The sequence below is a fragment of the Aerococcus sp. NPDC058936 genome, from assembly GCF_042741995.1.
Classification (GTDB): domain Bacteria; phylum Bacillota; class Bacilli; order Lactobacillales; family Aerococcaceae; genus Aerococcus.
Genome location: NZ_JBHYKZ010000002.1, coordinates 241,583 through 267,334, shown reverse-complemented (window position 1 = coordinate 267,334; position 25,752 = coordinate 241,583). Strand labels below are relative to the sequence as shown.

Here is a 25,752-nt window from a genome sequence, read left to right as displayed (position 1 = left end):
AAGGAGCGATGGAAGTGTATTTTACAGAGCGAGAAAAGAGTATCTTGAATTTATTGCTGGCTTATCCGAAAGGTGTGACCCAAAAAGACATTCAAGATGAACTCGATATAAGCAAACGCACAGTGTATCGTGAAATTACCCATATTGAAGAGTCGCTCAGACAGTTGAATTTGCGGTTAGACAAGCCAAGAAATGAAGGGTATTACTTAATTGGTAGTGATGAGGATAAGGCGGCGTTGAGAGACCAACTCAATGCCCATCCTTATGGTGATTTATCCAAGGCCCAACGACAAAATGCCATTGCCTTAATGGTCTTGTCGGGTCAAGGGATTGGTACAGTTGAAGCCATGGCCTATGACTTTTCCGTCAGTGTACGAACGCTTAATACGGATATGGCTAATGTGAAAGCCAGTTTGAGTGAATATGATATTCAAATTGAAAGTTCTAGTCATGCTAACTTGAAGGTGAAGGGTGAAGAGACGGTTATCCGACAATTAATGGTCAATTTGTTGGATTACAATATCAAGGAAATTGATTTCTTTCTCTATTTCAACCAAATGACTGAACAAGGGCAACTGCCTCATTCAGAGGATGCCTTTTTTATCCAGTTGATCCCGAGTGAGATATATGAAATTGCCCACCAGATATTTAAGTCGGAATTGATTCACCATAAGTTGTCCAACTTACCAGATAACCAATTGAAGACGATTATCCTGAGTTTTGTAGTGAATATTTTCCGTATCCAACAAGGGCATAGTATTCATAGTGAAATCCTAGCTAAAGACCAGTCGAGTCATTTCGTCCGCTTGTCTCATCAAATGTATGAGATTATCGCAAAAGAAATGAAGTTGGCCATTGATTTCAATGAACGCCATATGTTTGCGCGTCAGTTGGAAGGGATGAATTTCAACCGGCCACAAAATATCTTCTCCAACAACTTTGATACGGAATTGTCCTATCGAGTGGCGGAGTTGACTAGAAAAATTTCGACCAAAACAGGTTATGATTTTAGACAGGATAATCGCTTGTTTGAGGACTTATTGACCCATTTAAATGCGGCCTTAAAACGTTTAGACCAAGCGATTACCAGTGATGATATCATCTTAGATAAAATGATTGCAGGTTACCCTAATTTACATGAAGCGGTGGACCTATCATTGAAAGAGGTCTTTCCGGATGTCACCTTTACTAAGGAAGAGATGGCTTATATTATTATCCATTACGCCTCGTCTATTGAGCGCCAACCGATCTCCCGAAACTTGAAGATTGTTATCCTAAGTGCTGGCGGGTTCGGTACCAGCAAAATCTTGGAGAGCCGTTTTTCCAATAAGATTCCAGAAGTGAAGCAGGTGGATATTGTGAAGGTTTCGCAGATGTCCAAGGTAGAATATGACCAGTATGATTTGATTTTATCGACTAGTTTCCTGTCAGGCTTTCATTATCCATATCAAGTGATTTCGCCCTTACTTTTGGATGATGAGATTATGGGGATTCGGCAAGAAATTAAACATTTATCCCAGTCAAAAGAGCGTACCCATCCGAGTCAACAGGCAAATGGGTCAGCGGACATGCAGTTTGAACGACTTTATCAATTGGTCAACACGGCCAATAAGATTCTCGATAAATTTGATATTCACCAAGTCCAATCTAAGGAAACAGTAGAAGCCAGTTTGTTAGCAATCATCCAGGGCTTATCTAACCAGGTGGTGGAGGATCCTGACCAAGTGACGAAACGAGTGATTGAGCGCTATCTAGAAGCGCCTATTGGGATTCCGCATTCAAATATTGCCTTATTCCACTCGACCAACCCACAAGTCAAGGAAGCCTTCTTCTCCATATATGAATTAGACCGATCGTTTGAAATATTGGGTATGGACCGGACGACTATTGAATTGAAACGAATCTTGCTATTATTAGCCCCAGAACCATTATCTAGGGAAAGTGAACTATTGCTAGGTAAGATATCGTCTTCTATCATTGACAATGATTTGAACACGGAAATCTATAAAACTGGGACAAAGGCCATTGTATTCCAACTATTGAGTGCATTGTTTGTAGAAGAAACCACAACATTTGAATAATAACAAAAGGGTGCGAGCGAGACCGCTTAGCTCAACAATACTGGAAGACTAAGGCAGTGCCGTACGCAGTGAGGTGCAACTTAGTCTGAAGTGGACTTGAGCTGGTCGAGCGAACCCGACTAGGGTGCGAGCGCCCGTGATTTTAAGTTACAAGTGAAATTAAAAAGGCTGCGAACTTACTACTGGGTGAGCACAAGAAAACCGAGTCTGGACTTTACAGTTCAGCTCAAGCAAAAGAAGGATGTGATTGAATGGAATTGAAAAAAGAGTTAATTCAGTTGAATAATACATATACTACAAAAAAGGAAGCCATTCGCGCTGCCGGCCAATTATTGGTACAAGATGGTGCGGTAGATGCTGAGTATGTAGAGGGGATGATCGAACGTGAAGGCATTGTGTCTACATACATGGGCAATTTTGTCGCTATCCCACATGGTACAGACGAAAGTAAAAAACACGTCAACCATACGGCAATTTCTTTTGTGCAAGTGCCAAAGGGTGTTAACTTTTCTGACGACGGTAAAGAAGAGAAATTAGCTATGGCTATTTTTGGAATTGCTGGCGTTGGTGATGATCACTTGGATTTATTGTCTAAAATTGCTGTCTACTGTTCAGATGTGGCGAACGTTGTCCGTTTAGGAGATGCTAAAACGGCTGAAGAAGTTATTGATATGTTGAAGGAGGTTGAAGCGTAGATGAAAGCTGTACATTTTGGTGCTGGTAATATTGGTCGTGGATTTATAGGTGAAATCTTACATAAGAACGGGTTCGACATTACCTTTGTCGATATCAACGAAACGTTAATCGATGCCTTAAACGACCGTGATAGTTATGAAATTGAATACGCAGATGATGCGCATCAACGTCTGACCGTATCTGGTTTTGACGGTATTAACAACGGTAAGGATCCAGAATCGGTAGTTCAAGCCGTAGCTGAAGCAGATATTGTGACCACTGCCATCGGACCCAATATCCTACCTTACATTGCTGAATTAATTGCTAATGGCATTAAATTACGTCGGGAGAATGGCGATACACGTCAAATGGATATTATCGCTTGCGAAAACATGATTGGTGGGACGGATTTCTTAAATGAGAAAGTGTCAGCTTATTTCGATGAGGCTGATCGTATCTACGTTGACCAACATATTGGTTTCCCCAATGCAGCAGTTGACCGTATTGTCCCAATGCAAAGTCATGAAGATCCTCTGTTTGTATCCGTTGAACCTTTCAGTGAATGGGTAATTGACCACACAAATGTGAAAGGGACTCAAATCAAGCTAGAGGGCGTATTATACGTTGAAGATTTACTTCCTTATATTGAACGCAAATTATTCTCTGTGAATACTGGGCATGCCACAACAGCCTATACCGGTAAACACTTTGGATATGAAACAATTGACCAGGCCTTAGAAGACGACATTGTCTTACAACAATTACAAGCAGTGCTAGCAGAAACTGGGGCCTTATTAGTTGAGAAATGGGGATTTGACCAAGAAGCACACGCAGCTTATGCCAACAAAATCGTAGGCCGTTTCCAAAACAGCCACATTTCAGACGCTATTACACGTGTTGCCCGTACACCAATTCGTAAATTAGGTTACGACGAACGCTTTATCCGTCCAATTCGTGAGGCAAAAGAACGTGGTCTAGCTTACGACGCTTTACTTGAAACTGTCGCATACATCTTTGAATACAATGACGCGGACGATGAACAAAGCCAAGAACTACAAAAAATGTTAGCCAACCAACCACTTGACCAAGTTATTCAAACGGTCACTGGTCTTGAAGATGCAGACTTAGTAGCTGAAATCGCTAATAAAATTAAATAATGATCTTGTGGGTTAGTTTGAAATAACTGTAATAAAATGGGGATTGCAATGTTAAATTGCAATCCTTTTTTCAACGATTAGTGATAGTTATAAACGTTCATAAGATGACGAAAATCGATATCTTTAAATCATTGATATGGAGGAGATTAAAAGGTAAAGTGGCTATAACGCATTTGCAGAGACCACATAGTTTTTATCAGAAAGGACGGTGGCATATGGTTGAATTTCAACCTTCAAGCACTTTTCAATCCTTGCCGAGTCAGTATTTCTCAAGTTTAACAGCAGCGATTTCAGACCTTAAGAGTCGCTATGATGACGTGATTGATTTAGCGGTTGGGACGCCAGATTTACCGGCACCACAAGCACTGAAGGAGGCGTTACGGTCGGCTATTGATAACCCGCAATATGACCGGTATGGCCCGTATCGCGGGGAGGACCTGCTGAAGGAAGCCGTGGCCAAGTTTTACCACCATCAATTTGGGGTAGACATTGATCCAAAAACAGAAGTAGCCCTATTTCATGGGTCTAAAGAGGCCATTATGAAGGTGAGTCAGGTCCTAGTCAATAAGGGGGACGGCATTTTACTGCCCAATCCTACCTATCCAGACTACCTGTCGGCCGTTGGTTTAACCCAAGCGGATACGATTTTTATGGACCTACTGGCGGCAAACAATTATCTGGTTGATTTTGATCAGATTACCCAAGGTGACCGCGACCGCGCTAAGGTTATGTACCTGAATTACCCCAACAATCCAACGGGCGCATTAGCTACGCCGGCATTTTTCGAGGACACAGTGGCTGTAGCCAATGACAACAAGATTTTCGTGGTTCATGACTTTGCCTACGCTCCATATGTTTTTGACCAGGCGACCCCCCTATCATTTCTTGAAACCCCAGGTGGTAAGGCAATTGGTCTTGAACTATTTTCCCTTTCCAAACTTTATAATATTCCAGGTTGGCGAGTCGGGTTCGCAGTCGGTAATCCGCAAGTAGTCGGCTATCTGAACAGCTTGCAGGACCATACGACAGTTGGCATGTACGGGGCTATCCAAGAAGCCGTCGCAACTTTATTAGTGGACGAAGCCCAAGACTTTACCGGCAAAATGAAAGCCACTTACCAAGCTAGACGGGACGCGGTCATTCGGGAATTTGACCAAGAAGGCATTCAAGTGACGCCATCCAAAGGAACCATTTACCAATGGATGCAGACGCCAAAAGGGGTGGATGCAGAAACTTTTGCCCGCGCAATCGCTGAAGACGGCCATGTGGGGGTGGCCCCGGGTAATGGTTTTGGTACTGCAGGACAGGGTTATATCCGAATTGGCTTAATTGCTGATACAGCTATTTTGCAAGAAGCGGCTAGACGGATTGCCCGCGTGTATAAACAATTTTAATACTACTTATCAAACAGAGGAGAATGACTATGAAGACATGGACTAAAGGGTTATTGACGGTAGTTGGGACGACAACCTTATTACTAGGAGCTTGTGGCAACCAAGCGAGCGAATCAGCAAGTACAGACGCAGAAGTAACTGGAGAGTCGGGGTTATTAGAAGATGGCGTTTTAACGGTTGGGGTGACAGCTGGTCCCCACGAGGAAATTTTTGAATTGGTGAAGGAAAAGGCAGCTGAAGATGGCTTAGAAATTGAAATTGTCGTCTTCAATGATTACGTCACACCAAATACGGCCTTAGCTGAGGGTGAATTAGATTTGAACTCTATTCAAACAGGCCCTTATTTAGAAACCGTTATCGAAGATACTGGCTATGAATTAACCAAAGGCTTTGAAAATATCACCATTCCAATGGGGATTTACTCGGAACAATACGACACTGTCGATGAATTGCAAGAAGGCGACACCATTGCTGTGCCAAACACGCCGTCTCAAGAAGGTCGAGCGCTTTTAGTGCTTGAGCGAGCTGGCGTGATTACCTTACCTGAAGGATTAGGCATTGCCGCTACTGTAGATGATATTGAAGAAAATCCATTGAATTTAAACTTTATTACTGGTGACCCAGCTCAATTTATCGCCCAATTACCGGATGTTGCAGCAGCGGGCATCAACTCAAACTACATCCTAGATGCAGGCTTATCAGCTGAAGAATTAGCCATTGCCATGGAAGATCCAGAAGATACCACATGGGTAAACTGGGTTGTATCGCGAACTGAAGACGCAGAAGATCCCGTCATCACGCAACTGGAAGAATACTACAAGACAGACGAAGTGAAGACCTTTATCGAAGAAACCTTCAAAGGTGCAGTCGTCGCTTCTTGGTAAAAGGTACAGCCTTTTTTATTCGACATTCAGTGATTTTTGGCTTATTCTTTACTTATAAGTATTGGAAGAATCCAATGTTGAAGGAGCGATAAACATGCGACAAATTGCAATCCAATTATATTTCAATGACCAGGCTGAAGAAGCGGTCAAATTCTATACGAGTGTCTTTGACCAAAGTGAGATTACTCGTGAAATCCACTATCCAATGCCTAAGGGTGAAACTGTTGCTTACGATTTTACGATTGAAAATCAAGCTTTTGTAGCCTTTAATGGTGGGTCAGATTTTAAGATGAACCCATCCTTTTCCTTGATGGTATCTGTAGATACGCCTGACGAAGTGGATGCTTTATACAAGAAGCTCGCGGAAGGTGGTAAAGACTTGATGCCATTGGATACTTACCCGTTTAGCGACCGCTATGCTTGGGTAGAAGATCAATTTGGTTTATCATGGCAAATTATGCTAGCACCTGACGTGCCAACTAACCATAAGGTCCGCGTGTCGTTGTTGTTCGCAGGGCAGTATTGTGGCCAAGCGGAACAAGCTTTAAAAGATTACGCAGCGATTTTCCAGAAGGGTGAACTAGGACAGATTAACTATTACCAAGAGGGCGAGGCCCAAGACGACCGCGCTAAAGTGAATTACGCAGAATTAAACATTGGCGACCAACAATTAGTCTTTATGGACCACGGTTTTGGCAGTGATGAAGAATTCACTGAAGCCATTTCCTTCTTGATTGTTGCCGGTGCCCAATCTGAAGTAGACTACTACTGGGAAAAATTATCTGCCCACGAAGAATCTGAGGCGATGGGTTGGTTGAAAGACAGTCACGGTATTTCTTGGCAAGTAGTACCACAAGCTTATTTGCAAATTATGGAAACAGCCACTGAAGAACAAAAGAAACGTGTACTAGATATATTATTTAAAATGAAAAAAATGGATGTAGCCCGTTTAGAAAATGCCAAATTTGGTATCGGCTAACAAGTCATTTGGCAGTGAAAATATATGTCTATTGTGACATGGTCTTTTTGATTACAAGGGGTTTTATTTTGGTTTAAGGATATTTCGATTATAATATATTTAGAAATACAATTTAGAAAGGGGTCTTTCGATGGAATTAGGTTTATCAGGAAAGGTAGCGATTATTACAGGGGCCAGCCGTGGAATCGGATTTGAGACGGCTAAGTCGTTAGCTAGCGAGGGGGCTGACGTGACAATTGTTGCCCGTCGTGAGGATCGTCTCTTAGAAGCTCAAAGAGCTATTCAAGAAATTACTGGCCGTAAAGTCCACTATGTCGTTGGGGACGTAACTGTCGAAGAAGATGCTAAAAGAGTAGTTACTGAGACAATCGATCAATTTGGTCGTATTGATATTTTAATTAACAATGCAGGTGGCTCATCAGCCCAAAGTTTCGATGCAGTGGATAATGCTGAATGGCAAAGAGACTTGAATATTAAAGTATTTGGGGTAGTGAATTTTACCCGTGAAGTATTGCCATATTTTAAGAAACAAAATTCAGGTGCTATCGTGAATTTAACCGCTATAGCTGGAAAAACACCTCCAGCCAATTCATTACCAACGTCAACTAGCCGTGCTGCTGGTCTTGGCTTAACAAAGGAATTAAGTAAAGAATTAGGTCAATATAATATTCGTGTGAATGCTGTTTCTATTGGTTTAGTGCGTAGTGAACAAATCGAAAAACGTTGGCAAGATAATGCTCCTGATCAAACTTGGGAAGAATTTTCTAAAAGTCAATCAGCCAATACACCTTTAGGTCGTATTGGTGAAACGGTGGAAGCTGCTAATGCCATTACTTTCTTAGTATCTGATGCAGCTTCTTATATTTCAGGTGTGGCACTTAATATTGATGGTGGTGCGGCTTCAGTCATGTAAATATGTTTTACGGGTAAAAGGGCTTTGTAGAAGAGGATGTTGAAATACATGAAGAATGTATATAGTATCAATATTATCAAACAAGCGTATAATGTGGATGATGGAAGTCCGCGTCATTCCTATGAAAACCAAATCTTACTTTATCATTTGGATGAAGACATGCCAAAAGAAGAATTGATTCGTTTTATCAAAGAGGATAATTTGGAAGAACCTTATGAAGTGGTTGAAGGCACTTCAATCCAATGGGCAGTTGCTAAAGTTGTTGATGTTTTTGAAGTTTTAGGACTTGAAGGCCAATTTGATGAAGGCCAAGAGGTTTATAGTAGATTTTTCCCGGATGACTATGATTTAGCGGTTATTTTAGAAAAGTATTTCCCAGATTATGTGTTTGAGGATGCAAGAGAATAAACGTCTAGGTTGATTGTTAGTAAAATAGACTAAAAAAAGGAAAAGGTTAAACCTTTTCCTTTTTGCGTCCAAATAGAATCTGTAAGTCAATGCTAATACCAGTTAATGCCATAGCTTCTGTCAATTGATGCTCATTCGCATGCCACATTAACGGTGTCATTTGAATTAAATCACGTATCTGCTCTTTATTTAATGGTCGATATTGTTGGTAGTGGCTTTGACCAAAGTCATTGAAGGCTGCTTTGAATTTAGAGATGGATGCAGAGGCGTCTTGTTTTTGTTCATCCACTGGTAGAATGATTTCTCGTAATTCTTTTAAATAGTTAGGGCCGGGTACAATTTTTAAGACCCAACCTTGGTCTGAAAGTGCTCGGTTTAGTTCAGCGTAGTTAGAGGGTGAAAGGATGGTAAGCGCACCCTCTACTTGTCCATCTTTAAAGGGTAATTTACTTAAATCAGCAACCACCCAAAGAGCATTGGTGTAGTGTTTAGCAGCGGAAATGATACCATCTTTAGCTAAGTCTAAGCCTAAGAATTGTGGCATTTGGTCTTGATTGTTGGCCACATGTGCCTGCCAAGTTTGCGCTAGCTGGTGGAGGTGAGTACCTTCTCCAGTGCCTAAGTCAATTAGGTTGCTAACTTGCGACAGGTCTACCCCTTTTTCAGTTAATAGATCTAAGATTTGTTGGTAAACACCGGCGTATAGATTTGCTTCTTGCATGATTCGTTGACGAGCAGTGAATAGGTCGCTGTTGTAGTGTGTTTCGTGGTGATTAGGTGCAAGGTTAATATAACCTTGTTTAGCGATATCAAAGCTGTGATTGTGAATGCAACGGACTTGATTATGGCTAAAAGATAGATTGCTTTTGCAGATAGGGCAGGTCATGCGCGTAGTCCAGTAATTAAATTTTTGAATTGCTTGTGTTCGTTTTGATTCCATAGGTCACCTTTTTTGAATTTGTCATAGTTCTCACTTTTATTATAGCATGTTAGAATAGACTTATTAATGATGATCCATATGTTTAATGCTAGCTGTCTTTGTGTTCATGCTAGCTTTTGATAATGGTTTGAGAAATGAGGGAATATGCGAAATAGAGATAAAAGATGGCTATATAGTGGATTTATAGCTAGTGTTATGAGTCTGTTGCATGTGATGCTGGAAATGTGGTTCCCAAATCCTAGTTTTCAAGCGATCCTTGGGGATGGTTTGGCGGTTCAACAGGGATTCTATTATCCAGCTTTATTTATAATTTATTTAGTGATTTATACGTTCATGACATATGCGTATTATTTAGTTGACTTTCGTTTGCCGGGAACGAAAGGGGCGAAAGTAATGCTTTATGTCATCTCCGAATTGTTGATTTTCTTAGTTTACGGGGCTGAACCCTTGCCACATTTAGTGGAGATGGACTGGGTAATCAATCCGATTAAAGCAATTTTGATTTTTATGATACAAGGTCAGCTGATTTACCGGTTAATGGCTCGCCAACGGTTGATGTATAAGCCAAAACCCTTTTTCTATACGAGAGGTTTACATGTCTATATACTGGTTTTTGCGATTATGAGGCTAGTGGCTTATCTAGGCCTAGATATTTATGGAGCGGATGATGGGCAGTTACCAGTAGCTATTCTTTGGGCCGGTATTATGGGGCTTGCGATTGGCTTATCTTTTGGAGCAGTACAGCGGTTTATTGTACGTCAAAATCAGATTGGGAAGACCAACCAGTTTGCTCTACAATTTTTTGCTTGGATTGCAGTAGCCAATTATGCCATGATGTATCTACGTTATGATGTCGGCATTTTTGACTTACTCGCTCGCCTAGGCCTTGATATTGCAGCTGTTTGGATTGCGACCTTTATCGTTCTCCATTGGCAAATCAATGAACGAACACCTGTATATCCATTAGACACAAATTCACAATTATAAGTAATTATTGGCTAGGGTCCTATTGCCCTAGCCTTTTTCTTTTACAAAAAAACCCGCTAATAAGCTGCGGGCAATAAGGTTATATTATGCTTCTTGTTCTTCTGCGTATACTTGGTCTAAAACTTGTTGGAATACTTCAACGGGTTGGGCACCTTGTACAGCGTATTTATTATTAAATACAAAGAATGGTACACCTTGGACGCCAACTTCACCGGCATGGAAGATGTCAGCTGTTGCTTCAGCTTTGAATTCGTCTTCGCTGGCTAAAATTTCACGGACTTTGTCGCCGTCTAAACCAACAGATTCAGACAAGCGAACAATAGTCTCTTCATCGCTGATTAAAGCACCTTGTTCAAAATATGCAGTGCAGAATGCTTTGAAGTATTCGTCATCTTTGCCTTGTGTTTTCGCATATTGGAATACACGGTGGGCTGGCATGGTATCTGCCATTTTCATAATATCAAAATTGAAGTTTAAGCCAGTAGCAGCTGCCATTTGTTTGACTTGATCGTTCATTTGTTTCGCTTCTTCAGGTGTAGTGCCCTTTAAGTCAGCAAATGATTCGTAGAAGTTCTTATTTGGATCATGTTTTGCACCAGGCATTAATTCAAATGATTTGTGCTCAATTGTAATCTCATCAGCGTGGGCAAAGTTTTCCATTGCGCGTTCTAAATGTGCTTGTCCAATGTAGCAGAATGGACATACAAAGTCAGACCAAATTGTAATTTCCATGTAGATAAATCGCTCCCTTGTAGTGGTTTATTTATTATCGTCCCTTGATTTGTCGTTTTCAGATTCGTTTTTTTGATCATCTTGATTTTTATCCTTATCTCCATCACCGTCAATATTAACGATAGAGGCAAATAAGTCTTCTAACTCAGTAGATTTACGGCTTTCGATACCCATGGTAACGCTCCTCTCTACAATTTACTTATAGTAAGTATTATAAGCGTGCCGATTCAGGAATGCAAAGACTAGGATCTAAGGTGAGGGGATTGCTAATACTAGGACAGGTGCTTAAATATTGCCTTTATTAGCAATAACAAAAAGGTCAAAGAAAATGTCTACATTTCCTTTGACCTCATCTTATATATAAAAGTACTACTAAAATCTAGTATTCATAACCGTGTGGGTTATCGAATAAATCTAGACCCTTCAAGTCTTCCACATTTTGTGAACCTGTTAATTGCATTACACGTGTTAAGTCTTTTTGGAAGTAGTCAAGTACTGAGTAAGCACCTTTCCAGCCACCTAAAGCTAAACCAAATAAGACTGGGCGTCCTAAAGCAACAACGTCTGCACCTGAAGCTAGCGCTTTGGCAACGTGTTCACCACGACGTACACCTGAATCAAAGACGATTGGTACACGTTTGTTGACACGTTCTGCAATAGCTGGAAGGGTGTCAAATGAACCTGGAGCTTCGTATAATTGACGAGCACCGTGGTTAGATACCCAGATACCTGATGCACCAGATTTGATTGCCATATCTGCATCTTCAGGATGTTGAATACCTTTAACAAATACTGGTAATCCAGAATGAGCGGCAATTTCCTCAATATCTCTTGGTGAGATTTTTTGTTTTGAAGCACCGTAGATATTGTTTAATGACATACCTTCTGCTGTACCACGTAAGTAACGTTGAACGATTGGCATACCAAATGGATAAACGAATTTGTTCTTCACATCACGGTCACGGTTACCAGAAACAGTTGAGTCAGCTGTAAGGATAATAGCAGTTGCACCATCACCTTTAGCTTCATCTAAGATGTCACGGTTTTGTTGGTCATCTTTAGCCATGTAAATTTGGAACCAACGAGGTCCGCCATTTAAGCCTTCAGAAATTTCTTCAAATGTTGCACCAGAATAAGCCGAGATGGACATGATTGTACCAAATTCTGAAACTGCACGTGCAGTACCAGCTTCTTTAGTAGCGTGAGCTAAACCATGCGCAGCAATTGGTGCCATGATGAATGGGGCTTTAATTTTATGACCTAAAATTTCAGTACTTGTATCGGGCGCTTCAACATCTTGCGCTAGACGTGGGTATAGTAATTTATGTTTCCAAGCACGGTCATTAGCGCGTTTAGTCCACTCATCACCAGATGCACCGGCAATATAGTTAAAACCACCATGTGGTACCACTTTACTTGCGTCTTCTTCTAAGTCGTAAGTATTGACAACATCAATGTACTTCACCTCACTAGGTGCATTATATTCAATGTCAGTGTTATTCATTATATTCTCTCCTCCTAAATGTAGAATAAATATAGCAAGACAAATCTATCAACATTCCTATTTTAGCGCTTATTATGTTAAAAGGGAATGGTTTGTAAATCGTTTTAAAATTAACTTTTGCAAAGTATTCTTAAAAAACCCTTGAATTGTCGCGTTTTTATAAGTATCCAAAGAAATTTTATATCAAGTTGAAAGAAAAAAGAATACAAAAATGTTTATAAAAAGTAAGAAAAAAGACCAGAGAACCTGGTCTTTAGGTATCGCTAATAATTTTAGTCTAATGGTTTAGATCATGGCCAAGATGATGAAATTAGCTAAGAACAAGAATGATGCCGCCCATAAGATTGGGTGAATTTCTTTTGTTTTCCCTAGTGCTACTTTCACGATGCAGTAAGTGATGAAACCTGCTGCAATCCCATATGAGATTGAGTAAGCATAAGCCATAAATACAGAAGCGAAGAAGGCAGGAATTGCAACCTCTAAGCTAGTCCAATCAATCTCACGAATAGCAGACATCATCATGATACCAACGATGATTAAGGCCGGTGCAGTTGCAGCACTTGGTACTAAACCAACGAATGGTGAAATGAAAGCACATAGGAAGAAGGCGATAGCAACGAATACTGAAGTTAAACCAGTACGACCACCTAATGAGATACCAACAGTTGATTCAGCATATACAGTTGTATTTGAAGTACCGAAGACCGCACCTAATGAGGTACCAACAACGTCACCGAATAGGGCTTTGTCTAATTTAGTATTCATCACACTTGATTGGTCCATGTTGTCGATGTCTTCTTTAGTGAAGATACCTGATGCTCGCCCAGTTCCAATGAAAGTACCGATTGTATCGAATACGTCAGATAATGAGAAGGCAAAGATTGTCATGATCACTAATGGATAACGAGATGGATCAGAGAAAAGTGAAAGTAAGCCTTCTTGACCAAAAGCAGCTCCGAAAGTGACACCTAGGTCTTGGAAGGCTGCGCCTAAACCAGATTGGTCGAAGTTAACAGTGGCTAAAGCAGCTGGATTTAAGATAACGTAGACTGCTGAAACAGCAACGATTCCGATTAATATTGCACCTTTTACATTTTTCAATAATAAAATAATGGTCAAGATTAAACCGAATAAAGCTAATAATGAGGTTTGATCTGTAAAAGTTGAAATTGCTGGAAGTGTTGAACCAGTTGAGTTGATTGTAGCTAAGCCACCTTCAAAAACAGATTGAGTGGCATCAAATGGTTGACCGTTGACAGCTGTGATGTTTGCTGCCTCAGTTGTAAAGTTGATGAAACCAGCATTTTTAACACCAATGTAAGCAACGAACAAACCAACACCCGCACCGATTGCGTGTTGTAATGATTCAGGAATTGCTTTAATAATTAATTGACGGAATTTAGTGACTGTGATGAAGATGTTGAATAAACCACAGATAAATACCATTGCCAATGCTTCTTGCCAAGTAAATCCTAGCGAGAAAACTACTGTATAAGTAAAGAAAGCATTTAATCCCATACCTGGTGCCAATGCGTAAGGTACGTTAGCAAATAATCCGATAAACAATGTCGCTAAAGCTGATGAAATAATGGTTGCTAAGAAGACACCTTGGTAAGGCATACCTGTTTGAGATAGGATCGCAGGGTTAACAAAAATGATGTAACTCATTGCGAAGAAGGTTGATAAACCGGCAATCAATTCAGTTGAAAAGTTTGACCCATTTTCCTTCAATTGGAAAAATTCCTCTAATTTTTTCACTTTTCTTGCTCCTTTTAATGAATTTAATTAACTACTTCTATCATTATAAAGACTCATCTGAAAAAATCAATACTAAACACGAATATTTATTTAATTAATTTTTATATCGTTCGCAAAAAGAACATTATCTTATAGTTGATAGCTATATCCATAGATGAAAGTGGGCAATTTGAATTTTCTAAACTAGTAAAAACCATGTTTAATGATAGAAAGAATTATTATGGTGAGGAATCTGAGTTACGTGTGCTAGAATGAAGGTAAGAAAAAAAGCGTCGTATTTAACATAGGAGGGCATCCATGGCTAAGGTAACGAATTTAACGTTGCGTCACAAAACGCTGTATAAGTTATTTGTTCGCAATTTTACAGAAGAAGGGACATTTAAATCGATTATTCCGGAACTACAACGGTTAAAAGATTTAGGTGTAGACATTATTCTACTAGAGTCTATCTTCCCGACAACTGATTTGAAGGCATCAGATAATCTTCAAGGGAATCCCCTAATAGTGAAGAACATTTCTGAAGTGTCACCGCAATATGGTAGCCTAGATGATTTCCAAGAATTAGTCGATACCATCCATGAGATGGGTATGCAGGTCATGTTAAACCTTCAATTGTTCCATTTGGCGAAAGATTCAGAGTTGGTCAAAGAACATCCTGAATACTTCCTGCGTAATGAAGAAGGCGATATGATTTCGCGATTAAACATCTACGATACATCTTATGACTTGGACTATACCAATCCTAAATTGTGGGATTACTTGATTGAAAACTTGAAATATTGGGCGAAATTTGTGGATGGGTTTGCGGCCAACCATGCCCAACTGGTTCGTCCTGAATTTTGGGCATCAGCACGGGCTGAAGTGGAGGATGTTCATCCATATTTCTATTGGGTGGCTGCGACCATGCCTTTACCTATCCTAACGAAGTTACAACAAATGAATATGATTTATTGGACAGAAGGGGAATTATATCCTAACTTTGACGTGGTTGATCAAATTCCAGGTTCCTTCTACAAAAATCGTTTTTATCATGGAGATATGTCCTTGGAAAACTTTGTTGGTACCTTAAATTACCAAGAGTTGATGATGCCAAATACATACGTAAGTATGCGTTCTTTAGAATTTGAGGAATTCCCACGCTTTGCAAAATGTGTTAAACCAGGTAGTGAACTAGAAAATTGGACAGCTTTTTCCTTTTTCCAAAAAGGGATAGCCAGCGTATTTATGGGACAGGAGTATGGATCAAAAGAACGATTTAACTTCCAAAGCGGTGAAATGATTAACTGGGCTATTAATCAAGATTTAACTCCATTGATCAATCGTATGTCACAAATTAAGAAACGAGAAGTTTGTAAGAGTGGTTACTATACGATTATGCCAGCAGGGGAAGCGACAGTAGTCCTTTCTTACCATTATTATAACCAACATTTGTTTGGGGTATTCAAGTTAAAAGAAGATGGCCAATCCGCTGCAATTGAATTAGGTATACCCAACGGCGAATATAAGAATGAAATTACTAAAGAAAGTTACCGGGTCGTCAATGGCCGTGTAACCTTGGGTGAGAAGCCAGTCATTATTTCTTATGAAGGTGACATGCGACTGCCGGAGTACTTTAAAGAAGACGGAGGAAATGTATAGATGTATAAATTAATCGCGTTTGATATTGATGGGACTTTAGTCAACTCAAAGAAAGAGGTCACACAAGCAACCAAGGAAGCCTTACATAAATTGCATGAAGCAGGGATTCACGTGGTGATTTCTTCAGGCCGTCCATACAAAGGGGTATTATTGAATGCTGACTTAGTGGGCCGAGAAATCGTGCCATACGTATCTTGCTTTAATGGCGCCTTGGTGAAAGAAGTGGCGACTGATGCTGCTGTCTATGCCCATGAGTTAACTAACGCGGAATTACAAAGATGGGTCGACTTGGCTAGGGAACATGATTTAGATGTGCATGCCCACGATGATGAATATGTGCTTGTTCAAGATACACCAAAAGACCGATACGTAGAGGTTGAATCTACTTTAAATGAAATGCCAATCAGAGCGGTCGATTTCTATGATGGTGAAATTACGGCACCAAAAGTCATGATCACGGCTGAACCTGGGAAATTAGATGCCTTTATCGCAACGTTGGACCCTGAATTGTTCGAAAAATACTCGATTATGAAATCTGAGCCATTCTTCTTAGAAATTATGCCAAAAGGTGTTGACAAAGGAGAAGCTTTAGCTAAGTTAGCAGAAAGCTTAGACATTGATCAAAGTGAAACAATGGCCTTTGGTGACCAAGCGAATGATTTATCCATGATTAAATGGGCTGGTTGTGGGGTTGCTATGGGTAACGCAATTGATGACTTGAAAGACAACGCCCAATACGTTACAGAAAGCAATGATGATGAAGGGATTGCAAAAGCATTAGAAAAATTAGTTTTTGATGCTCAATAAATTTTTGGATAAACAATAAGTTCTAATCCCTAGGAATAGTGATTTTAAAGATTTTTTGTTATACTGTCAGTATGACAAGCTGTCAGCTTTAAATGAGAAATTGAACAGATTTTAAGGAGTGAAATGAATGTTTGACAACACGGATATTTTAGCAACAAACGCTATTCGTGCTTTAAGCACAGATATGGTGGATAAGGCGAATTCTGGACACCCAGGTTTACCTTTAGGTGCTGCACCAATGGCATATGCCCTATGGTCTAAGCACCTACGTCAAAACCCACAACACAGTAAGTGGACTAACCGCGACCGATTTGTATTATCGGCTGGACATGGTTCTGCAATGCTTTATAGCTTACTTCATTTATCAGGATTTGATGTATCTTTAGAAGATACGAAAAACTTCCGTCAATTCGGTTCGAAAACCCCTGGACATCCAGAGGTACACGAAACTGACGGTGTAGAAGCAACAACAGGTCCATTAGGTCAAGGTTTTGCTAATGCTGTTGGTATGGCTATGGCTGAAGCGCATGACGCGGCTATTTACAACAAAGAAGATTTTAATGTTGTGGATCATTTTACCTACACCCTAGTTGGTGACGGTGACTTAATGGAAGGTGTTACGCAAGAAGCGGCATCTCTAGCTGGTCATTTAAAATTGAATAAATTAATTGCTTTATACGATTCAAACGACATTTCATTAGATGGGCCTACTTCTAAGGCCTTCACTGAAAATGTTGGTGACCGTTTCAAAGCTTACGGCTGGGAACACATTTTAGTAAAAGATGGTAACGACTTAGTTGCTATTAACACAGCAATTGAACAAGCTAAAGCCAATACTGATCAACCAACATTGATTGAAATTAAAACAATTATTGGTTTCGGGGCTGAAAAACAAGGTACCTCTGGTGTTCACGGTGCGCCATTAGGTGCTGAAGGTTCTACTTTCGCTAAGAAAAACTTTGGTTGGGGCTATGATGCATTCGATATTCCTCAAGAAGTTTACGACCGTTTCAATGAAGTTGTTGCGTCTCGTGGACAATCCGAAGAAGAAGCTTGGAACAAATTATTCGCTGACTATAAAGCAGCTTATCCAGAATTAGCAGCCCAATACGAGCGTGCTTATGCTGGTAAATTACCTGAAGGTTGGGATGCAAATATTCCTGTATACGAAGTAGGTCAAGCAGCAGCTAGCCGTAAAACTTCTCAAGCAGCTATCCAAGAAATTGGTAAAGCATTACCAGAATTCTGGGGTGGGTCAGCTGACTTATCTTCATCTAACAACACAATGAACGATGCAGACGAAGAATTCCAAGCAGGTTCATACCAAGGCCGTAACATTTGGTATGGTGTGCGTGAGTTTGCAATGGCTGCAGCTATGAACGGTATTGCTTTACACGGCGGTTCTAAAACATACGCAGGTACATTCTTCGTATTCTCTGACTACTTACGTCCAGCAGTTCGTTTAGCGGCAATCTCTAAATTACCAGTGACTTATGTATTTACACATGACTCAATTGGTGTTGGTGAAGATGGTCCTACTCATGAACCAGTTGAACAGTTAGCTTCATTCCGCGCAATGCACAACGTAAATGTTGTTCGTCCTGCAGACGGAAACGAAGTAGGTGTGGCTTGGAAATTAGCTTTAGAATCAGAAGAAACACCAACAATGCTAGTCTTAACTCGTCAAGACTTACCAGTTATTGAAGGGACTAAAGAAAACGCTGAAGAAGGTGTTCGTAAGGGTGCTTACGTGATTTCACCAGCTGCTGGCGAACAAGAAGGTATCTTAATCGCGACTGGTTCTGAAGTGAGCTTAGCGATTGAAGCACAAGCGCAATTAGCTGAAGAAGGCATCGATGTATCTGTTGTTTCTATGCCGTCTCAAGAAATCTTCGATGCACAAGACGAAGCTTACAAAGAGTCTGTATTGCCAAAAGCAATCACTAAACGTGTAGCTGTTGAAATGGGGTCTTCATTCGGTTGGGCGAAATATACAGGCTTAAACGGTGCAATCGTTGGTATCGACCGCTTTGGTGCTTCAGGTAAAGGTGCTTTGATCCAAGAAGAATACGGCTTTACACCTGAAAATGTTGCCAATACTTATAAAGGTTTAGCTGACTAATTCGTTAGCCACCACCTTTTTCACTACGTCAGTCATGCATTAGCTAACAGGAGGCTTATGAAAAAATGAAATTTTTCTTAGATACTGCAAACATTGATGAAATTAAACGAATTAATGACTTAGGTTTAGTTGACGGTGTAACAACTAACCCATCTCTAGTGGCTAAAGAAGGACGCGATTTTGAAGAAGTAATCAAAGACATCGCTGGTACAATTGATGGTCCAGTTTCTGCTGAGGTTACCGGTTTAACTTACGAAGAAATGGTTGAAGAAGCACATGCAATCGCTAAATGGGCTGACAACGTTGTTGTTAAAATCCCTATGACTGAAGCTGGTTTGAAAGCTGTTAACACACTTTCTAAAGAAGGTATCAAAACAAACGTTACCTTGATTTTCTCAGTTTCTCAAGGTTTAATGGCGGCTAAAGCTGGTGCAACTTACATTTCACCATTTATCGGTCGTATCGATGACTTAGGTCAAGATGGCTTGAAATTAATTGCTGAATTACGTGAAGTATTGGATATCTACGGTTACGAAGCTGAAATTATTGCGGCATCTATCCGTCATATTGCCCACTTTGAAGGTTCTGCTTTAGCGGGTGCTCACATTGGTACTATCCCAGGTAGCTTATTCCCTAAATTATGGGGCCACGTCTTAACTGACAAAGGTATCGAAGGCTTTACAGCTGACTGGGAAGCTTACCAAAACCGCGACAAATAATTTATCATCAAAAGATAAACATCAATTGAAAGAAGGGCGATTGTGATGGATGAGGTTAGACGTATCTTTCAAACCTACAAACCACGCCCTCTCGACGTTGAAAAAGCATATGCCGTCTTAATTCCCCTAGTCAAATTGGACGGGGAATGGCATATTTTATTCGAACACAGGGCAAACGGCATTTCCCAAGCGGGGGATGCCGCTTTTCCTGGTGGTCGGGTAGAAGCGGGCGAAGGGTTTGAGCAAGCCGCTGTCCGTGAAACGACGGAGGAGTTGGGGCTAAGCCCTGATAAGATTGACGTGGTTGGTGAAATGGATTATATTGTCATAGGCAAACGGATTATTGGTTGTTATGTGGGTGAATTGGCCATTGAAAGTTTGGATGATTTGGCCCTCAACAAGTATGAAGTGGACCATGTTTTTACCATCCCTTTGCGTGAGTTGAAGACCATGGTACCTGACGTCCATTATGTGGCCCACCACCAGCAAGTGGCGGATGATTTCCCCTTTGACCTAATACCAGGTGGGAAACAATATAATTTTGGCCGATCTGAACAACGGGGCATTCCTTTTTACAATATTCAAGGAGAATATTTATGGGGAATGACTGCTAAATTAACTGCCCGTTTCGTGGATATATTGAAGGGTAAACATCTTTCATTTAATCAGGATGACAAGGAAGGCTAGCTCAATGTTAGCCTTTTATTGTGGCGTGAATTCATGGTATGATAACGCCACATATATTATAAATTTAGATATCGAGGTTTATTATGGATCATCAAAAAGAACGGACCGCCAGATTAACTGTGATTAGTTTGATGTTGGCGATTTTAATTATTCAAACATTTGTTCCTGGCATAGGCTATATCCCGATTGGCCCAGTCCAGGCAACAATTATTCATTTAACAGTTATTATCGGTGCTAGTTTATTTGGCCCACAAACAGGACTTATCCTCGGTGCTTCTTGGGGTATTTTACGGATGATCAAGGCGGCGATTGTGCCAGATATCATGTCAGTGGTATTCTTGAACCCTTTGGTATCCGTTATTCCGCGGATGTTAGTTGGCTTTATTTCAGGATGGCTTGCTGTATACCTTGATGGTAAGGTAAAAGATAGAACAAAATTTATCATTACAGGTATGATCGGCTCTATAGTGAATACAGTTACTGTTTTAGGTGCGATTTACCTATTTTCAGCAGAAGCTTATGCGAATGCGCTAAATATTCCAACATCTGCTTTAATTGCTACATTCATAGTTACTATTGGTAGTAATGGGTTATTAGAAGCTGGCGCTTCAGGGATTTTAACGCCTATTCTATCCTTACCTTTAAGTAAATCACTTAAAAGGTCCGGAATGAATGATTAAATGGAGGTCAGATTTATGACACAAGTAACTTGTAAACGAACAAAGGCAGTACAATCACATCGAATTATGCCTAACCAAACCAATTTTTATAAGAATTTATATGGTGGCCAAATATTATATATCATGGATAACGTGGCTTCTGTATCCGCAGGTCGGTTGACGCCATATGGTACAATGACTGCTAATATGGACGATATTCATTTCATAGCGCCTTTGCCAGAAGGCGATATTGCCCATGTTGAAACCTATGTAACGGGAGCAGGTAAACGTTCGATGGAAATTTTTGCCAAGGTCATTGGTGAGAAACATAACGGTGAGCGTTATCTAGCTGCAACGGCCTTTCTAACCTACGTGGTCTTGAAAGATTATGTAGATGACGACTATCACTTACCAGAAGTTGTGCCACATACAGATGAGGAAATCTATATATGTAATGGTTATGAAGCCCGAAAATCAGGTCATGCCCAAAAACGAATTTTAACGAAAGAATTGGTTAGTCATTTAACAGTTGACTTACTTGATTAATGAAACTAGTCTTTTCTCATGGGAAAAGGACCTAAGATATTGACTTTTACTAGTTAATCAAGCAAAATATAGGCTGTAAGCTATAAGAATAAATAAACGTTTTGTAGACTAGTAGTGTTGTTAAGGAGTAAGCGAGATATGATCAGGTGTAAGCATATCCCCACTGACTACATGAACCTACTACAGATAAAAGTCGCCTTGAAAAAGGCATGGTGGCGCCATTATCGTCTTTGAGAGAGTTGGAGACCTTTTGTATCTCTGACTAAAAAAGGTGGCACCGCGAGCATTTCGTCCTTTATGGATGGGATGCTCTTTTTGGTTACAGGAATAATTTTAAAAAGGAGCATGAAAATGGCGAAGCAAGAAGCAACAGAAAATTTACAACAAACAGATTTTTCAAAATGGTATTTACAAGCAATTCAACAGGGTGATCTGATGGATTACGGTCCTGCCCGTGGGACAATGATTTTTAAACCAGATGGCTTTTTATTATGGGAATCATATAAAGATGCCTTCAATGAAATGTTGAAGAAGGAAGGTATTCGCAACGCCTACTTCCCTATGTTAATTCCAAAACACTTCTTTGAAAAAGAGGCTGACCACGTAGAAGGGTTCGCGCCTGAATTGCCATGGGTAACTGAAGCAGGTGAGGAAAAATTAGAAGAGCCATTGGCATTACGTCCAACTTCTGAAACTTTATTCGGTAATGCGATGTCTGACTGGATCAATTCATATCGTGACCTACCAATGGAATTAAACCAATGGGCTAACGTCTTCCGCTGGGAAAAACGGACATTACCATTCATCCGTACGTCAGAATTCTTATGGCAAGAAGGCCACACAGCGCATGCGACGGAAGAAGAAGCGCGCGAACGTACCATGAAAATGTTGCATTACTATACTGATTTAGTGAAAGAAGTATTCGCTATGCCAGTTTACGAAGGGCAAAAAACACCTTCAGAACGGTTTGCGGGTGCGGTTGATACCTTCTCAATTGAAGCCATGACGAAAGATACAAAAGCCATTCAAGCAGGAACTTCTCACTACTTGGGCCAAAACTTTGCAGAAGCCTTCGATATTAAATTCTTAAACGAAGACAACCAACATACTTACGTTCATACAACATCTTGGGGTTCATCAACCCGTTTAATCGGTGCCATGATCATGATCCACGGTGACGAACAAGGGTTAGTCTTACCGCCACGTGTTGCCGGTACACAAGTATCGCTAATCCCTGTTGGTAATATCAAGAAAAATCCACAAGTACTTGAGAAATTACAAGAAATCAAAGCCACTTTATCAGCAGCTGGCTTACGCGTAAACCTTGATGATTCAAACAACTCACCAGGTTATAAATTCAATGAGTCTGAAGTACACGGTGTACCATTACGAATTGAATTTGGTCCACGTGATATGGAAAACAACCAAGTCATGATAAAAATGCGTGATGTTGATGGTAAAGAAGCCTTCTCATTAGACGGAGACTTACTTGCTGAAATCAACACACGCTTTGATGACATGCACCAACGTCTTTACGATAAAGCGGTAGCTTTCCGTGCTGAGAATGAACATTTTGACATTGATACAATGGACCAATTAACCGCTCACCTTGAAGCTTGTGAAGAAAACGGCGAGCGTCCAGGTTGGATCTTAGCTGGTTGGGATGGTACTGACGAATCAGAAGCAGCCATCAAAGAAGCCACAGGATTTACTTCGCGTAATATTCCATTCAACCCACCAGTAGAAAAGACAGTTGACCTATATTCAGGTAAACCTGCTAAATATACTGTGTGGTATGCACGCGCTTATTAATAATAGGTAGGTGTGAAAAAAAGCCGCTAAGAATAACCGCGTTGGACCAAAAGCCGAACAATTACTGCAAGTAATTGGAGTACTTTGGGAAACGTCGGGAAATTCTGACTTTTTAAACCCGATAATGCGAGCAATGTTAAAGAAAATAGGGTTGTGATATGAAGTCACAACTCTGTTTTTTTGTGATGAGATATAGAATTAACATACTCTTAAAATATAAAACATCATTCATTCATATTAAGTGACAATTTGTCATAATATAATCATATTTTATTGTTAAAATGCAAATGCATGGAACGAGAACCATAGAATATTAAAAATGAATAAGGAGTAATGCATGTCGAAAAGAAGAAAAAAATCTAGTATTAAACCGCTAGTGCCCTTCTTTATTTTAGGAGTGGCCTTAGTAGCGGTATTGATTGCTATATTCAAATTTAATGATGAGAGTGAAGGGGATTCTTTAACAGCGACAGTAGACGAATCTACTGCAAGTGGATCTTCAGGTAATGCCCCTCTAACCTTAAGTGATGAAGAAGTATACAACTTAGATTTGATGCAAGCGTCAGGTATAGAACTAATCGACACTAGCCAATATGCCTCAATAGATGAATTGATTGAAGCAACAATGGCAGAGTTTGGGGTAGATGAAAGCCAAGTTTCGCTACAATATACCAACTTTAAAACTGATGAAAGCTATACAATTAACGAAAGTACCTTCCAAACTGCCGCCTCTACGATTAAGTTACCACTAGCGGTAATGTATGTAGATGCGATTGAAGAAGGCTATGTTGATTGGGATACAGAGGTTACCTATACATACGAAGACTATGAAGAGGGTGACGGTACCATTACTGCTGCAGTAGGTAGTGGCACAGGTCAAGCCGCATATACAATTGAAGAATTGATGGCCGATTCATTAATGCATTCAGATAATACGGCAACCAATATGTTGATTAGCTATTACAACGAAGTTTATGGCTCAAATGCATTCAATACAAATGTCGCGAATAGTGTAGACGTTACAATTGATGACGAATTCTATGACAATAACGTCATATCCGCTGAATTATTGTCTGCTTACTATAACTTATTGGCTACTGACGATACCTACCAACCGATTGTTGATTACCTATTGAATACTTCACCAGACCGCTTATTTACAACATACGTGAACAGCAGTTTGATGGCGAATAAATATGGTAACTACGGTACTGCCTTAAATGACGGTGGTATCTACTATGAAAACGACGAAGCCCAATATAGCCTAGTTGCTTTAACAGACGGCCTAACAGATGGTACGGGCTTCTTGGAAAATTTAAACCTGCGTGTTAACCAATACTACCGCGCAAATTACGCATAGATTATCGGGGTATCTTGTAGACCAAGAATAGTTGACTTAGGTAGCTTAACAATAAATAAAAGATAGTTTCAATTCAGCTACACTGAATTGAAACTATCTTTTTTATTAGCCAATTATTTAGGCATGACTAGGATGCGGCCTTTTTTAAAGGGGCGTAAAAGTACTGGTTGACCGTAGAAATCATGCAATCTATCAGGATCTAACATCAAGGGCCGATCACCTTTGGCAAATATTTCCCCATCTTTTAATAAACAAATTTTTTGATAAAGTGGAATGATTTCCTCGGTATGGTGGGTCACCATTAATTGGGTGACTTCCGGTTTTTCTTTGGCCAATTTGTCCAACATGGCTAAGAGACTTTCGCGGGCAAATAAATCTAGTCCACTAGTAGGTTCATCTAAGATTAATAACTCAGGTTGGGTCATTATGGCCCTTAAGATCAAAACGGTTTGTCGTTCACCTTGAGATAGGGTCGCCATTCTTCGATTTTTGAATGCGGTGAAATTAAAGGTGTCTAAGAGGTTTTCAGCTTCTTGGATTAAAGAATCCGTCACTTTTTGATAAAGGCCTAGACTGGCAAATTTACCTGAAATAATGGTATCTAATACAGATAAGTGGCTTGGGATTTCTTGGTTGATCCAAGCAGAAACAATGCCGATTCGTTTTTGTAGATCAGGGATTGAGGATACGCCAAATAACTGGTCAAGGACCTTTACCTGACCGCTAGAAGGAAAATTATAGCCGGTTAGAATGTTGATGATGGACGACTTACCAGACCCATTCAAACCCAGTAGGGCCCAGTGTTGTCCTTGGTTGATGGTCCATTGGATGTTTTTTAATATGGCCTTATCTTGGCGGTTGAAGCAGACATTGTCGAGTTCGATGATGGTTTTTCCTGTGGTTGATATCATGGGCGTGTCCTTTCTGAATGTAGTCAGATATTTTATTAAATTAAACTTATCATACCAAGTAAGAAAGTCAATATGGCGA

General features: G+C 40.2%; 24 protein-coding genes. 18 read left to right on the top strand and 6 right to left on the bottom strand.

Annotation, left to right across the window (positions count from 1 at the left end; all coding sequences use genetic code 11):
• Positions 1 to 8 precede the first annotated feature (8 nt).
• The 8 genes from ACFW0C_RS02630 to ACFW0C_RS02595 all read left to right on the top strand — a co-directional run bounded on the left by ACFW0C_RS02630 (position 9) and on the right by ACFW0C_RS02595 (position 8,491).
• Positions 9 to 2,081, top strand: coding sequence for a BglG family transcription antiterminator (locus ACFW0C_RS02630; protein ID WP_378105130.1), 2,073 nt, complete (start codon positions 9 to 11; stop codon positions 2,079 to 2,081).
• Between the two features lie 251 nt (positions 2,082 to 2,332).
• On the top strand, positions 2,333 to 2,776 hold the full coding sequence (locus ACFW0C_RS02625; protein WP_378105128.1) for a PTS sugar transporter subunit IIA: 444 nt from the start codon (positions 2,333 to 2,335) through the stop codon (positions 2,774 to 2,776).
• On the top strand, positions 2,777 to 3,913 hold the full coding sequence (locus tag ACFW0C_RS02620; protein WP_378105126.1) for a mannitol-1-phosphate 5-dehydrogenase: 1,137 nt from the start codon (positions 2,777 to 2,779) through the stop codon (positions 3,911 to 3,913).
• Between the two features lie 215 nt (positions 3,914 to 4,128).
• Positions 4,129 to 5,307: an aminotransferase class I/II-fold pyridoxal phosphate-dependent enzyme gene (locus ACFW0C_RS02615; RefSeq protein ID WP_378105123.1), complete on the top strand. Its 1,179-nt coding sequence runs from the start codon at positions 4,129 to 4,131 to the stop codon at positions 5,305 to 5,307.
• 29 nt (positions 5,308 to 5,336) lie between these two features.
• On the top strand, positions 5,337 to 6,191 hold the full coding sequence (locus ACFW0C_RS02610) for a MetQ/NlpA family ABC transporter substrate-binding protein (RefSeq protein ID WP_378105122.1): 855 nt from the start codon (positions 5,337 to 5,339) through the stop codon (positions 6,189 to 6,191).
• A 94-nt stretch (positions 6,192 to 6,285) separates the two neighbouring features.
• On the top strand, positions 6,286 to 7,170 hold the full coding sequence (locus ACFW0C_RS02605) for a VOC family protein (protein ID WP_378105120.1): 885 nt from the start codon (positions 6,286 to 6,288) through the stop codon (positions 7,168 to 7,170).
• Between the two features lie 130 nt (positions 7,171 to 7,300).
• Positions 7,301 to 8,083 (top strand): SDR family NAD(P)-dependent oxidoreductase, encoded by a 783-nt coding sequence (locus ACFW0C_RS02600; protein ID WP_378105118.1) that lies wholly within the window; start codon positions 7,301 to 7,303, stop codon positions 8,081 to 8,083.
• A 48-nt stretch (positions 8,084 to 8,131) separates the two neighbouring features.
• Complete coding sequence (locus ACFW0C_RS02595; RefSeq protein ID WP_338191989.1) at positions 8,132 to 8,491, top strand: hypothetical protein; 360 nt, start codon at positions 8,132 to 8,134, stop codon at positions 8,489 to 8,491.
• A 46-nt stretch (positions 8,492 to 8,537) separates the two neighbouring features.
• Here the strand turns inward: ACFW0C_RS02595 and ACFW0C_RS02590 are convergent, their stop codons facing one another.
• A complete protein-coding gene (locus tag ACFW0C_RS02590; protein ID WP_338191990.1) occupies positions 8,538 to 9,431 on the bottom strand; it encodes a putative RNA methyltransferase in 894 nt (297 codons plus the stop codon).
• Positions 9,432 to 9,764: 333 nt separating this feature from the next.
• Here ACFW0C_RS02590 and ACFW0C_RS02585 point away from each other — a divergent pair, with 333 nt between their 5' ends.
• Complete coding sequence (locus ACFW0C_RS02585; RefSeq protein WP_378105116.1) at positions 9,765 to 10,418, top strand: hypothetical protein; 654 nt, start codon at positions 9,765 to 9,767, stop codon at positions 10,416 to 10,418.
• Between the two features lie 84 nt (positions 10,419 to 10,502).
• Here ACFW0C_RS02585 and ACFW0C_RS02580 read toward each other — a convergent pair whose 3' ends face one another.
• The 4 genes from ACFW0C_RS02580 to ACFW0C_RS02565 form a co-directional block, all read right to left on the bottom strand.
• Positions 10,503 to 11,150: a DsbA family protein gene (locus ACFW0C_RS02580; protein WP_378105115.1), complete on the bottom strand. Its 648-nt coding sequence runs from the start codon at positions 11,148 to 11,150 to the stop codon at positions 10,503 to 10,505.
• A gap of 27 nt (positions 11,151 to 11,177) precedes the next feature.
• Complete coding sequence (locus tag ACFW0C_RS02575; RefSeq protein ID WP_338191993.1) at positions 11,178 to 11,324, bottom strand: hypothetical protein; 147 nt, start codon at positions 11,322 to 11,324, stop codon at positions 11,178 to 11,180.
• A gap of 205 nt (positions 11,325 to 11,529) precedes the next feature.
• Positions 11,530 to 12,654: an L-lactate oxidase gene (gene lctO, locus ACFW0C_RS02570; RefSeq protein ID WP_378105113.1), complete on the bottom strand. Its 1,125-nt coding sequence runs from the start codon at positions 12,652 to 12,654 to the stop codon at positions 11,530 to 11,532.
• Positions 12,655 to 12,939: 285 nt separating this feature from the next.
• Complete coding sequence (locus tag ACFW0C_RS02565) at positions 12,940 to 14,412, bottom strand: NCS2 family permease (RefSeq protein ID WP_338191996.1); 1,473 nt, start codon at positions 14,410 to 14,412, stop codon at positions 12,940 to 12,942.
• Positions 14,413 to 14,709: 297 nt separating this feature from the next.
• Here ACFW0C_RS02565 and ACFW0C_RS02560 point away from each other — a divergent pair, with 297 nt between their 5' ends.
• The 9 genes from ACFW0C_RS02560 (at position 14,710) to ACFW0C_RS02520 (ending at position 24,762) form a co-directional block, all read left to right on the top strand.
• The gene (locus tag ACFW0C_RS02560; RefSeq protein WP_378105111.1) at positions 14,710 to 16,050 is read left to right on the top strand and encodes an alpha-amylase family glycosyl hydrolase; all 1,341 of its coding nucleotides are present in this window, start codon (positions 14,710 to 14,712) and stop codon (positions 16,048 to 16,050) included.
• Positions 16,051 to 16,857 carry a Cof-type HAD-IIB family hydrolase gene (locus ACFW0C_RS02555; protein WP_378105109.1) on the top strand — a complete coding sequence of 269 codons (807 nt, stop codon included), beginning with the start codon at positions 16,051 to 16,053 and terminating at the stop codon, positions 16,855 to 16,857.
• A gap of 127 nt (positions 16,858 to 16,984) precedes the next feature.
• Complete coding sequence (gene tkt / locus ACFW0C_RS02550; protein WP_378105107.1) at positions 16,985 to 18,979, top strand: transketolase; 1,995 nt, start codon at positions 16,985 to 16,987, stop codon at positions 18,977 to 18,979.
• Positions 18,980 to 19,044: 65 nt separating this feature from the next.
• Positions 19,045 to 19,698, top strand: a complete 654-nt coding sequence (gene fsa / locus ACFW0C_RS02545; protein WP_048729820.1) for a fructose-6-phosphate aldolase — start codon at positions 19,045 to 19,047, stop codon at positions 19,696 to 19,698.
• A 45-nt stretch (positions 19,699 to 19,743) separates the two neighbouring features.
• Positions 19,744 to 20,385, top strand: a complete 642-nt coding sequence (locus ACFW0C_RS02540) for an NUDIX hydrolase (protein WP_378105106.1) — start codon at positions 19,744 to 19,746, stop codon at positions 20,383 to 20,385.
• 83 nt (positions 20,386 to 20,468) lie between these two features.
• Entirely contained in the window at positions 20,469 to 21,065 is a 597-nt protein-coding gene (locus tag ACFW0C_RS02535; RefSeq protein ID WP_378105105.1) for an ECF transporter S component, read from the top strand.
• Between the two features lie 15 nt (positions 21,066 to 21,080).
• Positions 21,081 to 21,590, top strand: coding sequence for an acyl-CoA thioesterase (locus ACFW0C_RS02530; protein ID WP_378105102.1), 510 nt, complete (start codon positions 21,081 to 21,083; stop codon positions 21,588 to 21,590).
• 351 nt (positions 21,591 to 21,941) lie between these two features.
• On the top strand, positions 21,942 to 23,402 hold the full coding sequence (proS, locus tag ACFW0C_RS02525; protein WP_378105099.1) for a proline--tRNA ligase: 1,461 nt from the start codon (positions 21,942 to 21,944) through the stop codon (positions 23,400 to 23,402).
• A 337-nt stretch (positions 23,403 to 23,739) separates the two neighbouring features.
• Positions 23,740 to 24,762, top strand: coding sequence for a serine hydrolase (locus tag ACFW0C_RS02520; RefSeq protein ID WP_378105096.1), 1,023 nt, complete (start codon positions 23,740 to 23,742; stop codon positions 24,760 to 24,762).
• A gap of 113 nt (positions 24,763 to 24,875) precedes the next feature.
• Here the strand turns inward: ACFW0C_RS02520 and ACFW0C_RS02515 are convergent, their stop codons facing one another.
• Positions 24,876 to 25,673: an ABC transporter ATP-binding protein gene (locus ACFW0C_RS02515; protein WP_378105093.1), complete on the bottom strand. Its 798-nt coding sequence runs from the start codon at positions 25,671 to 25,673 to the stop codon at positions 24,876 to 24,878.
• Positions 25,674 to 25,752 lie beyond the last annotated feature (79 nt).